Here is a 12985-nt window from a genome sequence, read left to right on the forward strand (position 1 = left end):
CGGATGGTGGCAGGGCTCAGCCGGCGATACGTTTGTCCAGCGAGAGGCGACCGGCACCTTCGACCAACAGGGCCAGACTCGCCGCCATCAGGGCCAGGGCGAACTCGTAGCCGTTGTCGCTCATGAAGAAACCGTTACCGATGTGCACGCTGAAGATCGCCACCAGCATGGTCAGCGTCAGCACTGCGGCGGCCGGGCGCACCAACAGGCCCAGGATCAGCGCCAGACCACCGAAGAACTCGGCACTGCCGGCCATCAGCGCCATCAGGTAACCCGGCGCCAGGCCGATGCTCTCCATCCACTGGGCAACGCCGGCCAAGCCGTAGCCACCGAACCAGCCGAACAGCTTTTGCGAACCATGGGCAACGAAGGTGATGCCCACCAGTACCCGCAGAATGGTCAGACCGAAACCTGCCTGGGTCGAAGTTACCGATTTGATGAGTGCGTTCATGTCAGATGCCCTGCCGTATGAGAGAAGATGCAACGCATAATAATTTGATTATTGGATATGAATAGCGGATAAATCCGTCAAATCATATTGAATAAATCGATTACTTGCGCATGCTCACTGCCCGTCCGACAGGCTCCAGGGAATAGCGCTCGCGGTCATAGGCCAGGTAATACTTGTTCACGCTGTTGACGTAACTGACCACCCCCATGCCGATCTCCTCCATGGCGATGCGCTCGACCTGGAAGAACCACTGGTCCGGGTTCAGGCCACGCCTTCTGGCTTCGGCGCGCAGGCTTTGCACCCGTTGCGGGCCGAGGTTGTAGCCGGCCAGGACAAAGGCCATGCGCTCACGCTCGTTGAGCCTCGGGCTGCTGAAGAAGCCACGGCGGATCATCGCCAGGTACTTGGCGCTGGCCAGCACGTTGTTATCGAGTTTGCCGATATCACTGACGCCGACACTGCGGGCGGCTGCCGGGGTGATCTGCATCAGCCCGGTGGCGCCACTGCTGCCGCGGGCGCCCGGATTGAGGGTCGACTCCTTGAAGGCCAGCGCGGCCAGGGCCAGCCAGTCGAAATCATGTTGTTCGGCGTAGCGCTGCAGCACCGGGCGCACCTTCTCCAGGCGCTGCCGCTCGGTACGGCCCATGGGCGAGTGCACCTTGTACAGGCGTCGGTAGACCCGTTCGAAGGCCGCGTCCTGATCGTCCGGGCTCCGATAACCGGCCAGGAAGCGGTCGACGCTGGCACTCAGCATCGGCGTATCACGGCGCATGTACCAGCGCATGTCGCCCTGCTTATCGAGCACCAGTTGCCGCTCCAGACGCAACTTGGGCATGACCTTGGCCCAGCGTTCGGCGATGTGCTGCTCCACGGCGGTGAAATCGAAAATACCGGCCTGCACCATTTCCAGGACGTCTTCGACGGCCAGGGTCGGGTCGACCCACTCGACCACGATCGGTGGCAGTTTGCGCTCCTGCAACTGCTGGTTGATGGTATGCAGGGCGTCCTTGGCCACGCTGCCGACCGGTAATGCCAGGCTGCGTCCGGCCAGTTGCTCGAGACGCTGGTAACGCCGGTTGCCCTGGCGCGAGACGATGATCACCGGCACGTCGCTGCGAATCGCGGCGCTGGCGCTGACGCTCGCTCCCTTGCTGCTGAGCAGTTCGCCCGGCGCGACCAGGTCCCCCTCGCCCCGCTGCAAGGCACCCAGCAGTTGATCCTTGGCCTTGGGGATCATCTTCAGGCGCACGCTGCGCCCATCCCGGACATTGCGATTGAGGTATTGCTCGAAAGCACGCAGGCGGTGGTACTCGACGCCAATGCTCTGCCCCTTGACCTCACCGGAGCTGTTGCGGCTCTGGTTGACCAGCACCCGCAGTTCACCACTGCTGCGTATGCTCGACAGGTCGCGCACCGCCGCCGGTCTGACCACCTCCAGGGGGCCGGCCAGACGCGCCGCTGCCGTTAACGGCAGCAACAGCAGCAGGCACAGCACAAGCAAGGGACGCGACATCGGGGCTCCGGGAAGAATCGGCCGTACGCTGGCTGGCCGATTCCGGGGTAATAGGCAAATCAGGCTGCCCACGGGGGCGCGGAGATTCGCACAGCCCGGGCTCTGACGCCAATAATAGTTTGTACACAACATTACAAAGAGCCTCCAACTCCTTGTAATTAATACTCTTATTAATGATGAAAAAGCTCTGATAAGCTGCAGTGTCACGTTCGCCAGGTAACACCATGCAACTCATCGACATTGGCGTCAATCTGACGCACGAGAGCTTCAACGACAAGCGTGAAGCCGTACTGGCCCGAGCGACGGCCGCCGGCGTCTGCCAACTGGTGCTGACCGGCACCAGCCTGCCAGAAAGCGAACACGCCCTCAGCCTGTGCCGACAATTGGACGCCGAAGGCCAGCGTCTGTTCAGTACGGTGGGCGTCCATCCGCACCATGCCAGCGACTGGAACAGCGATACGGCCGCCCAGCTCAAGGCCTTGCTGAAGGAACCGCCGGCCAGGGCCGTGGGTGAATGCGGGCTGGACTTCAACCGTGACTTCTCGCCGCGGCCACAGCAGGAAAGGTCGTTCGAAGAACAACTGGCCCTGGCTGCCGACCTGCAGATGCCGGTGTTCCTCCATGAGCGCGATGCCCACCCACGCTTGCTCGAGATCCTGCGCGACTACCGTGATCGCCTGCCCGCTGCGGTGGTGCATTGCTTCACTGGCGAAAAACGCGCGCTCTTCGACTACCTCGACCTGGATCTGCACATCGGCATCACCGGCTGGATCTGTGATGAAAGACGCGGCACCCATCTGCATCCCCTGGTCAGGGAAATCCCCGCGGGACGCCTGATGCTCGAAAGCGATGCGCCCTACCTGCTGCCGCGTAGCCTGCGGCCCAAGCCGAAGAGCGGACGCAATGAACCGGCGTTTCTCGGCGAAGTGCTACGCGAGGTGGCACGCCATCGGCAAGAGTCCGAAGCCGATCTGGCTCGCCACACCAGCGCCTGCGCCCGAGCCTTTTTCGGCCTGCCGACCATCGAGTGAAACCGATCCGCCGATGTAGGAAGAGACGCCAAACCGCACCACCAGCCGCCAACCGCCTCGGGCTGGCGGCCAAACGAGACCAGGAAAAGCGCGTCTGCGTGCTACGCGCCCTGGCTTGCGGCTTGCCGCCTGAAGCTTGCAGCTATCTTTCGTGCTAAAGCCGCAACGATAGCCGCCGTTAACCTCTGAGTGGCTGTTGATGCGCGTCAACAGGCCTGCGGATGACAGGTGAAACAATACTGTCGCCTTGCCATCAATCCGTTCTTGCCGAGAGCAGAAGAATATGCCCGCTTGGATTCGCGATATTTCCCTGAAGCACAAATTCTGGGCGGTGAATGCCGTCGCTTTCATCACCACCCTGTTCCTCGTGCTGTTCGCCATGGTTCAGGAACAGGACACCCAGGCCAACGCCGCCCGCCAGGCCGCCGCCAGCCAGGCCCGTCTGCTCGCCAGTTGGCCCGCTACCCAACCGCTCCCCGGCGACGCCAGCCTGCTGCCCTTCGCCAGTGGGGAAATCCCGCGTCTGCCCGCTAACCAGGACGCCCAGGCACTGCGCAGCGCGCGTGGCTGGACAGCGCTGCCACACGACAGGCTGTTCGGCAGCGACCCGGTCATCGGCGCTCATGTGATCGATCTCGCCGATGGCCAACGCCTGGCCATACTCGCCCACGGACACAGCCTGGCCCAGGTATTCGCCGAGCGAGCGGGCAGCTACGCCATTGCCGTCGCGATTCTGATGCTGGCCCTGCTGGGCGCCTCGCAATTGCTGATCCGTTTCCTGCTGACCCACCTCAACACGCTCAAGGACGTCATGCTGCACGTCGAGAGCAGCGGCGACCTGTCCGCTCGCGTGCCCCTGGAAAGCCGCGACGAGGTCGGGCAGATGGCCAGCGCCTTCAATGCCATGCAAGCCGGCTACCAGCGCGTGGTGGGCACGGTGAGCCAGGCCGCCTCGCGTCTGGACGACGGCACCGGGCGTCTGGCCCAGAGCATGAAGGAAGTCCGCCAGGGCATGCTCGGCCAACAGAGCGAGACCGACCAGGCCGCCACCGCCATCAATGAAATGTCGGCCACCGTGCACCACATCGCCCAGCACGCGGCCGATACCCGTGATCAGTCCCAGGCCGCCGATCAACTCGCCGGAGCAGGTCAGGCCGTGGTCAGCCGGGTCGCCCACTCCATCACCGGGCTGTCGACCGGCGTGCAGCAAACCGCGACCATGATTCAGCAGGTGGCCGAGGACAGCCAGAAGATCAGCAGCGTGGTCAACGTCATCCATGGCATCGCCGAGCAGACCAACCTGCTGGCGCTGAACGCGGCCATCGAAGCGGCGCGGGCCGGCGAAATGGGCCGCGGTTTCGCCGTGGTGGCCGACGAGGTGCGCAACCTGGCCAAGCGCGTGCAGGACTCCACCGATGAAATCACCAGCATGATCGGCGCCCTGCAGAGCGGCACCCGGGACGCGGTCGAATTCATGCAGGAAAGCTCGCTGAAAGCCGACGACTGCGTGCAGGCCGCCCATGAGGCCGGCGAAGCCCTCGCCGCCATCACCGGCGCCGTGGCGCAGATGCGCGAAAGCAACACGCAGATCGCCGTCGCCGCCGAACAACAGAGCCAGGTGGCCGAGGAAATGACCCGTGCGGTGGTCGGTATCCGCGACGTCACCGAGAGAACCGTGCAACAGACCCTGGAATCGGCGACCACCAGCAGCGAGCTGGCGGAACTGGCCGGTGAACTGTCGCGGGCGATTCGCCAGCTCAAGCTGTAAAAGGCATGCCTTTCAACAAGTTGGCGGCCGAGAAGAGCGCTGGAGGCTTGAGGCTGGACGAAATGCGGCGTTGCTCTTCTCGTCCAGCCTTCAGCGCTCTTTGCGGCTTCATAGCTGTTGTTACCCGATCGCCGTCTTTCGAGGCGTTGAAAGGCATGGCCGTAAAAGGCTATGTACCCGATAGCGCGGAACAATTCGCCGGCCCCTCGGGGCCGGCCTAGACTGGGCGCATCTGATACAGGGAGCCGCCCATGAACGCACGAACCGCCACCTGGAACGACAGTCGCAACCAGGCCGACACCACCCAACTCGCCATCGCCGTGCCACTGCTCCTGGTAGCCTCGCTGCTGGCCGGTTTCGCCCAGCCCGGCGCGCTGCCGCTCGCCCTGTCGATGATCGGTGGAGCTGCCGCCTACGTGCTGATACGCGCTGCTAGCCAAACACCGTAACGGTCTGGCGGCTGATGGCCAGCAACTCGCCGCTGTCCGCCCAGAGTGCGGCCGCCACATGCCCATAGCCATCGCGGGCATGCTCGATCTCGGCGCGATACAGGCACCAGTGCGCGGTGGTCAACGCCAGCAGCGGCTGGATGAACTCGATGGTCCAGGTCAGCGAACTGCCTGGCGCCGGACTTTTCAGATGCGACAGCAGCGCCGGCGGCCAGGCGTCGACCAGCGCCAGCAAGTGGGCTTCATCGATCGGTTCAGGCTTGTGCTGATCGCGAAAACGCACCCAGCCGCCCATTTCCCGGGCTGAAGAGCCGGTGAAAGGCATGCTCCCCAGCCCCCAGCGCATGGCCAGATGGCGGGTGAACTCGGGCGTGACCTGAGGGATATAGGGCAGCTCCTGGCAATCCGTCACGGCCTTGATGGTCGGCGCCGGTGCCGCCGCGACACTGACCGAGGACGGCCGGGGGGCGCCAAAGCTGCCCTGCACCAGGGCGACCACCTCACCGTTCTGCAGCGCCCGCCCCAGCACCTGGCTGACTGCCTTGCCCTCGCGCAACAGCTCGGCCTCGAAGCGGGTCGGGACATCGGCCGCCACCGGCCCGACGAAGGTGATCGCCAGCGAACGCGGCGCACGCTCGGCCGGCACCTGACGGCGCATGCAGGCATACACCAATGCCGCCACCAGACCGCCGAAGCTGGCGCGTCCCTGGCCCCAATCCGCTGGAATACGCAACGCATCGGGCGTCTGGCGTACCGCTCGCAACAACTCGGAAAAATCCATCATCACCTCCCCGGAGAACCTTCGACGATCTTAGGGGATCGCAGCGGCCCGCCGCGAGCGCCACTTCGGTCAATAGCGAGGGGAGAAATGCGCGCCAGCAATCCGCTCATTCGGCCAGGCGGCTTTCCAGTTCGGCCAGAACGCCTTCGGCACGCCGTTCGGCGGCCAGCATGGAACGCTGCCACACTGGCACCCGGGGCAGCAGATCCGGCTCCTGCTCGGCGCGCGCCAGCCACTGCTGGTGGTCATGCCAATCGCCCAGGGCCGACTGGGCCTTCTTCAGTTCCCGGATCTGCGCGGCGGGCACCGCCGCCAGGTCAGGATAGGCTTCGGCGGTATAGCGCACGCGCTTGATCAGCAAGCGCAGGCGGTGGCCGTCATGTGCCGGGTCCTGCAGGGCGCTGGACAAGCGCGACCGCTGCTTGCGCAGGTAGCGCCGCACGCGCTTTTTCAGGCCGTCGAGCTGCCCGTCCGCCCGGGCCTCGTTCAAGACCTGTGGCCACTCGTCGAGCGCCAGCAACAGCGCCGACAAGCTGCGGCTGCCCAACAGGCCTAGCACACCCTGCTGCCAGCGCGGCTCGCGCCTGTCCGCGGCGGCGTCCAGAGCGCACTGGCGCAGGTGGGCGATCAGCACCTCGAGGTCGCGCAAGGGCCCGCTCAGCCGCCCCAGCTCAGCCGCACGCTGCTGCAACAGATCGCTGCCGGCCGCCCCCTTGAGGGGTTTGAGCAAGCTGCGCAAGCGGCGCAGGGCAACACGCAGATCATGCAGGGCCTCGCTATCGGTGTGCGCGACCAGGCGCTCCCGACAGGCGTAAAGGGTCATCTGCTGACGCAGTACTTCGGCGCGCAGCTCAGGGACGAAACCAGCCATCGCTCATACTCCTCGCGGCCGCCGGCCTGGCGGCAAGTGATCGTTCAATCGGAACGGGTCAAACGCCATGGTAACGCCCGGCGCAACGCGCTCAAGCGTTCTCGCAACAGATGCGGCGAACCGCTCTGTCCGGCATAGCGCTGGGCTTCATAGGCCGCCACGAATGCATCGATGGCGCCGGCTTGAGCGGGCAGCGCCAAAGCCGCCCGGGCGGCGAATGCCCGTGGCCCTTCCCCTGGCTGACGCCGCAGGCCATGACGCGCCAGCAGCCGCTCGAAGCGCAGGAACATCCGCTGCTGGCCATCGCGCCGGGTTTGCCAGGGCTTGAACAGACAAAGCGACAACAACGCCAGCAGCAAGCCACCGCCGCCCACCAGGGCGAGCACCAGACGGGTGACGTCGATACCGCCCAACCAGCGCTGCAACAGCTCGAGCTGCTGCGCGCCCTGGTAGCCGAGCACCCAGCGCTGCCAGCCGTAGTTGAGCCTGTCCCAGGCCAGGCGCATTTCGTTCAGCCAGCTCAGGTTGCGGTAGCGCAACGGCGAGAACGGAGAGCCCTCGAGAAAGCTCTGCTCGCCGGCCAGCGCCTCCTCCAGCCCCTGCTCTATCCGCTCGGGCGCCACCTGGAAGGTCGGATCGACGCTCACCCAGCCCGTGCCGGGTTGCCAGTACTCGACCCAGGCATGGGCATCGAACTGGCGCACCTGCACGTAGTTGCCCCCCGGATTCAGCTCGCCGCCCTGGTAACCGGCAACCACCCGGCTGGGAATGCCCGCAGCACGCAGGACGTAGGTCATGGCGCCGGCGTAGTGCGCGCAGAAGCCACTGCGCGTATCGAACAGGAATTCATCGATGCTATCGGCGCCGAGCGGCGCAGGGCGCAAGGTGTAGACATAGGGCTGACGATTGAAATGCTCGAGCAACGCCCCGACCAGTCGCTCATCCTCCGCGAATTGCTGGCGCAGCGTCTGCGCCCAGGCCCGGGCCCGGGGGTCCCCCTGCTGCGGCAGACGCAGCCAGGTCTGCATGCCGTTCGGCGCCCCGGCCGGCTCGCGCAGTGCCTGCGGCCATGAGGTCACGTTGTAGAGCAGTGTGCGATCCACCGGGCGGCGACGCTGCAGACGGAAATCGCCCATCTGCCGGGTGCCTTCCAGGTCGCTCTGCGCCACATCCAGGGCGAACAGCCAGGGCCGCGTACTGGGCTGCATGACCACGCTGTAGCGCACCGGCTCTCCCCTGGCCTGCCATTGCGGCGCCGGTGAGAACTGCGCCGTGGGCGACTGCGACCAACGCCGCCCATCGAAGTGATCCAGCGTCAGTGCGCGCCAGTACAATTGGCTGCGCGGCGGCACTTCGCCCGCGAAACTGGCCCGAAAGGCCAGCTCGGCGGAACGACTCAGTTCGGCGATATCGGCGGGCGCCATGCTGTCGGCCAAGCCCGTCACCCCACGCTCGCTGGGCACTGGCAGCGACCACAGCGGCCCCAGCCGCGGGAAGAACACGAACAGCAGCAACATCAGCGGCAAGGCCTGCAGCAACAGGCCGGCCGCAAGGCGCAGCGTCCGCCACGGCCGCGTGGCGGTGGCGCTCTGCTGCAAACCGATCAGGGCCGCCAGCAAGGCGCAGACCGGCAACAGGCTGAACAAGGCGACGAGCATGCCATCGTCGAACAGATAGGCCGTCACCACGGCGAAAAAACCCAGGAAAATCAGTACCAGGGCATCGCGCCGTGTACGCATTTCCAGCAACTTGAGAACGAACGCCGCGATCAGCAGCACCACGCCGCCGTCCAGCCCCACCAGGCTGCCCCGGGACAGGAACACGCCCAGCATGACCAGCACCATCAAGGCGGCCTTGAGCCAGCGGCTCGGGTAACCGAGCCGCATGCGGTAGATCTGCACCCGCCAGGCCGCACAGCCCAACCATAGCGCGACGACCCACAGGGGCAGGTGCACCAGGTGGGGAACGATCACCAGCGCCTGGGCGACCAGCAGCCAGGTCAGAGCGATGCGTGGAATCCCTTGGGCCACACTCATGCGGCTGCTCCATGCAAGGCCAGGGCACGCAGGCACTGTTCACGGTGGCGCTCGCCGATATCCACCGCGAGGACGCTGCCGGGCAGGCTGAGCGCGAACGGCTGCTGGCGCTCGGACAGCAGCAGCACCCAATGGCACAGCAACGACAGACGACTTTCCACATCCCCGCTCAGCACGGCGAAATCCAGCAGCAGATCCCGCCCGCTCTGCGCGGCGAAATCCTTGACCAGCAAGCCCTGCCCCCGGGAGTAGGCCTTCCAGTGCAGGCGTTTGCGCGAGTCGCCGGGCTGGTAGCTGCGCAAGCCCTGGAAGTCATCGCTGCCCTGGCCGAGCGTGAGCCGGCCCTGCTCCCGCTCGTCCTCGCGGCCACCGGCAGCCAGCGGTAACTCGCCCTCCAGTGGCCGTGGATAGACGAGCACCGCCTGATCCAGATCGACCCAGCTCCAGGCCACCAGAATCCCCAGGGGGAAACGGCTCTCCACCCGCAAACGGCCCGGGCGCAGCCAGCCGCGTCGGGGTGCGGGCAGGCTCAGTTCGCACTCGCAACTGCCGGCCGCCGGCACGTCCTGGCGCTGGGCCTCGGCAGGCGGCCAGGCGAGCGCCACGGCCTCATGGGCCCGTCCGCGGCTTTCCAGGCGCACGCGCAAGCGGGCCTGCTCGCCGGCGAACACCGCCACGCCACCACCCGCGTGCAACACCAGGCCGGCAAGATTGCGGTAGGTGTGCAGGATGGTCACCACGAACACCGATGCCAGGAGAAAGGTCAAGCCATAGGCCAGGCTGTTCTGGTAATTGATCGCGGCCAGCAGCATCAGCAGCAGCGCGGCGATGAAGGCCATGCCCATGCGCGTCGGCACGATGGAGATGCGTCGCTGGCTGAGCTGCACGCTGGCCGCAGCAGGCATGCGCCTGCTCAGCCAGCGGTTCCAGCGCTGCCGGAGTGCGGCTTTCAAAGTGCCTGCACCTCGCGCAGCAGCCATTGCACCAGAGCCCCGCCACCCAGGCCCGCCGGGTCACCCTGGTCGCGCAGGCGATGGCCGACCACGGCGGGCAGGATCGCCTGCACGTCTTCCGGAATCACGTAGTCGCGCCTGGCCAACAGCGCCCAGGCCCGCGCGGCCGCCAGCAAGGCCAGGCTGCCACGCGGCGACAGGCCCCAGGCGAACTGCGGCTGGGTACGCGTGGCCTCGACCAGGCGCAGCACATAGTCGACCAGCGCATCGCTGACCCGCACCTTGGGCACCTCGGCCTGCAGCCGCGCCAGTTCGGCATGATCGAGTACCGCATCCAGTGTCGGCAGCATGGAGCGACGCGGCTCGCCGAGCAACAGCGCCCTTTCCGCCGCCCTGGCCGGGTAGCCGAGCGACAGGCGCATGAGAAAGCGGTCGAGCTGCGACTCCGGCAAGGCGAAGGTACCGCTCTGGCTGATCGGGTTCTGGGTGGCGATGACGAAGAACGGATCCGGCAGCGGGCGGGTCGCGCCCTCGATGGTCACCTGGCCTTCTTCCATGGCTTCGAGCAGCGCGCTCTGGCTCTTCGGCGTGGCGCGGTTGATTTCATCGGCCAGCACCAGCTCGGCGAAGATCGGCCCGGGGTGAAAAAGGAACTGCCCGCTGTCCTTGTCGAACACCGAGGTACCGAGGATGTCGCCGGGCAGCAGGTCGGAGGTGAACTGAATGCGCTGAAAACTCAGGCCCAGCACCTTGGCCAGGGCATGGCTGAGGGTGGTCTTGCCCATGCCGGGCAGATCCTCGATCAGCAGGTGACCGCGCGCCAGCAGACAGGTCAGCGCCAGGCGCACCTGGGGCTCCTTGCCCAACAGCACCTGATTGACCGTCTCCAGGCAAGCATCCAGTTTCGTGTGCATCGTCCACTCCTCATACGGGTGGAGTGATGCTACTGGCCATGGCGCAGCGGGCAAAGCATTGCGTAACCTTTGCTCACGAAACTGTGGGCGAAGCCCGGATTTGAGCCTCTACAGACGAAAATGCCCGGCCATGCCCTGCAGTTCGCGGCCGAGTTCGACCAGCTGGATGCTGGAGCCGGCATTCGCCTCCATGGCCGTGGCCGACTGCTCGGCGATGTCGCGGATGGAGGTCACACTGCGGCTGATGTCTTCCGCCACGGCCGTCTGTTGCTCGGCGGCCGCCGCGATCTGCTGGTTCATCTCGTGGATCACCGCCACCGCACTGGCGATACCGGCCAGTGCCTCTTCGGTCTGCCGGGCGCCCTGCACCACCTGCGCCACCCGTTCGCCGCTCTGACGCATATCGGTCGCGGAACGGCACGCGCCCTCACGCAACACGCCCAGCAGCCCTTCGATCTCCTCGGTCGAATGCTGGGTACGTTTGGCCAGCGCGCGAACCTCGTCGGCCACCACGGCGAAGCCGCGTCCCTGCTCACCGGCGCGGGCCGCTTCGATCGCCGCGTTCAGCGCCAGCAGGTTGGTCTGCTGGGCCACGCTCTTGATCACCTCCAGCACCGAGTCGATGTGGCGGGTGTCATGGCTCAACTGCTCGATGCTTTGCGTGGTCACGGACACCGCGGCGGCCAGTTGTTCGATGCCCTGCAGGGTCTGGCGCACCACCTCGCCACCGCTGCCGACCCGCGCATCGGCCTGAGCCGCGGAGGCAGCCGCCGCCTCGGCGTTACGCGCAACCTCATGCACGGTGGCGGCCATCTGGCTCATGGCGGTGGCGACCTGGTCGGTCTCCTCCTTCTGCCCGTTCACGCCCTGGCGCGTCTGCTCGGTCACCGCCGACAAGGCCTGGGCGGAGGCGGATATCTGCGCCACGCCCCCCTGCAGGCGGCCGACCATGCCGCGCAGATCCCGCGACATGCCCTGCATGGCCAGCAGCAACTGGCCGATTTCATCACTGCGCTGTACGTCGATATCCCCGGTGAGGTCGCCACTGGCTATCCGTCGCGCGACGTCGGTGACCTGCTTCAACGGCCTGACGATCAACAGGGTAATGAGCGCGGTCGCCAGCAAGCCGATCAGCAGGGCCAGTGCCGACGCGCCCAGGATCAGCCAGGCGCTGCTGCTCAGTTGCCCGTGCAGCGCCCGCTTCTGGCGCTGATAGGACTGCTCGACGAGCGCAACGATCTGCTCGGCCTGTTCGACCAGTCGTACGTGCTCCTGCTTCTGCTGCTGCAACAGTTGGGTGTATTCCTGCAGGCGCTGGTTGAACGAGTCGAGGTTGCCGATGACCTCGACCAGCACGGCGCTGTAGCCAGGATCGTCCATGGCATCACGCAGCTCGCCGGCCAGTTGCTGTGCGTCGGCGGCCTGCTGAATCTCGGTCTGCGGCACCTCGCCACTGCTGCGGCTCTGTTCCAGACGCATGCGCGCCTCATCCAGTGCCTGCAACAGCAGCACATGCACCTGGCCGATCTGCCCGGCCTGCAGCACCGAGTCGCCACCTTCGCTGCCCTGGCTGTTCTTCAGCGCATCGACACCGTCTTCGGCCAGCCCCTCGCGCAGCAGGTCCAGGCTGTTGGACGCACTGATCACCAACCACTTGGCCGCCTCCAGGGCCAGGCGCATGTTGTCGCTCTGATCGACATAGCGATCGAAGGTTGCGCGGTACCCGGCAATCCCCTCCTGCACCTGTTGCAGGGCATCACGCTCCTCGGCGGACACCCGCTCCTGCAGTTGCTGGGTGCTCTCGCCGACCTGCTGCGCCTGCTCGTGCAAGCGCGTGCTGTCCAGCTCATCGTTGCTCATGGCGAAGGCCTGCTCACTGCTGCGCATGCGCGCGACCTGGTCATTGATTTCGCTCATCCGCTCGAGCAGCGCGAAGCGTGCGCCGACGTCACGCAGCGCCCAGAAACCGGTAACGGCCACGACCAGGGTCAGTGCCAGTACCACGCCGAACCCCAGCGACAATTTGCTTGCCGTGCTGAGACTGGCCACCGTGCGTAGCGAAACCAAGCCCATACCCACTCCCCGACGCAAGCATGGCCAGAAGCGACCACTAAACCTGTACGACGAGCAGATTGAAACAGTGAATTGATAGCGACAAGCCATCAACGGGCACGGGCGGTGCTTTTAGCTAAATACAGGTCGTTTTCAGGCTATGAAG

11 protein-coding genes are annotated in these 12985 nt (G+C 65.8%); 3 read left to right on the forward strand and 8 right to left on the reverse strand.

The window, feature by feature from the left end:
• Positions 1 to 16: 16 nt before the first annotated feature.
• Positions 17 to 451, reverse strand: a complete 435-nt coding sequence (locus tag DNK34_RS01380) for a DoxX family protein (RefSeq protein WP_131174125.1) — start codon at positions 449 to 451, stop codon at positions 17 to 19.
• Between the two features lie 100 nt (positions 452 to 551).
• Complete coding sequence (locus DNK34_RS01385; protein WP_131174124.1) at positions 552 to 1964, reverse strand: MltF family protein; 1413 nt, start codon at positions 1962 to 1964, stop codon at positions 552 to 554.
• A 224-nt stretch (positions 1965 to 2188) separates the two neighbouring features.
• Between DNK34_RS01385 and DNK34_RS01390 the strand changes: the two genes are divergently transcribed.
• The 3 genes from DNK34_RS01390 to DNK34_RS01400 all read left to right on the forward strand — a co-directional run bounded on the left by DNK34_RS01390 (position 2189) and on the right by DNK34_RS01400 (position 5212).
• Positions 2189 to 2995, forward strand: coding sequence for a TatD family hydrolase (locus DNK34_RS01390; protein WP_131174123.1), 807 nt, complete (start codon positions 2189 to 2191; stop codon positions 2993 to 2995).
• 283 nt (positions 2996 to 3278) lie between these two features.
• A complete protein-coding gene (locus DNK34_RS01395) occupies positions 3279 to 4763 on the forward strand; it encodes a methyl-accepting chemotaxis protein (RefSeq protein WP_131174122.1) in 1485 nt (494 codons plus the stop codon).
• Positions 4764 to 5014: 251 nt separating this feature from the next.
• Positions 5015 to 5212: a hypothetical protein gene (locus DNK34_RS01400; protein WP_131174121.1), complete on the forward strand. Its 198-nt coding sequence runs from the start codon at positions 5015 to 5017 to the stop codon at positions 5210 to 5212.
• Here the strand turns inward: DNK34_RS01400 and DNK34_RS01405 are convergent.
• The 6 genes from DNK34_RS01405 to DNK34_RS01430 form a co-directional block, all read right to left on the reverse strand.
• Positions 5196 to 5993, reverse strand: coding sequence for an acyl-CoA thioesterase (locus DNK34_RS01405; protein WP_131174120.1), 798 nt, complete (start codon positions 5991 to 5993; stop codon positions 5196 to 5198). The genes DNK34_RS01400 and DNK34_RS01405 overlap by 17 nt on opposite strands.
• Positions 5994 to 6099: 106 nt before the next feature.
• Positions 6100 to 6864, reverse strand: coding sequence for a CHAD domain-containing protein (locus DNK34_RS01410; protein ID WP_131174119.1), 765 nt, complete (start codon positions 6862 to 6864; stop codon positions 6100 to 6102).
• Positions 6865 to 6908: 44 nt separating this feature from the next.
• Positions 6909 to 8900 carry a transglutaminase TgpA family protein gene (locus DNK34_RS01415; RefSeq protein ID WP_131174118.1) on the reverse strand — a complete coding sequence of 664 codons (1992 nt, stop codon included), beginning with the start codon at positions 8898 to 8900 and terminating at the stop codon, positions 6909 to 6911.
• Positions 8897 to 9853 carry a DUF58 domain-containing protein gene (locus tag DNK34_RS01420; protein WP_131174117.1) on the reverse strand — a complete coding sequence of 319 codons (957 nt, stop codon included), beginning with the start codon at positions 9851 to 9853 and terminating at the stop codon, positions 8897 to 8899. The genes DNK34_RS01415 and DNK34_RS01420 overlap by 4 nt, the downstream gene beginning before the upstream one ends.
• Complete coding sequence (locus DNK34_RS01425) at positions 9850 to 10767, reverse strand: AAA family ATPase (RefSeq protein WP_131174116.1); 918 nt, start codon at positions 10765 to 10767, stop codon at positions 9850 to 9852. Before DNK34_RS01425 ends, DNK34_RS01420 begins: the two co-directional genes overlap by 4 nt.
• Positions 10768 to 10875: 108 nt before the next feature.
• On the reverse strand, positions 10876 to 12840 hold the full coding sequence (locus DNK34_RS01430; protein WP_131174115.1) for a HAMP domain-containing methyl-accepting chemotaxis protein: 1965 nt from the start codon (positions 12838 to 12840) through the stop codon (positions 10876 to 10878).
• Positions 12841 to 12985 lie beyond the last annotated feature (145 nt).

Origin of the sequence: Phytopseudomonas dryadis (genome assembly GCF_004327355.1) — a bacterium.
Taxonomy (GTDB): Bacteria; Pseudomonadota; Gammaproteobacteria; order Pseudomonadales; family Pseudomonadaceae; genus Aquipseudomonas; species Aquipseudomonas dryadis.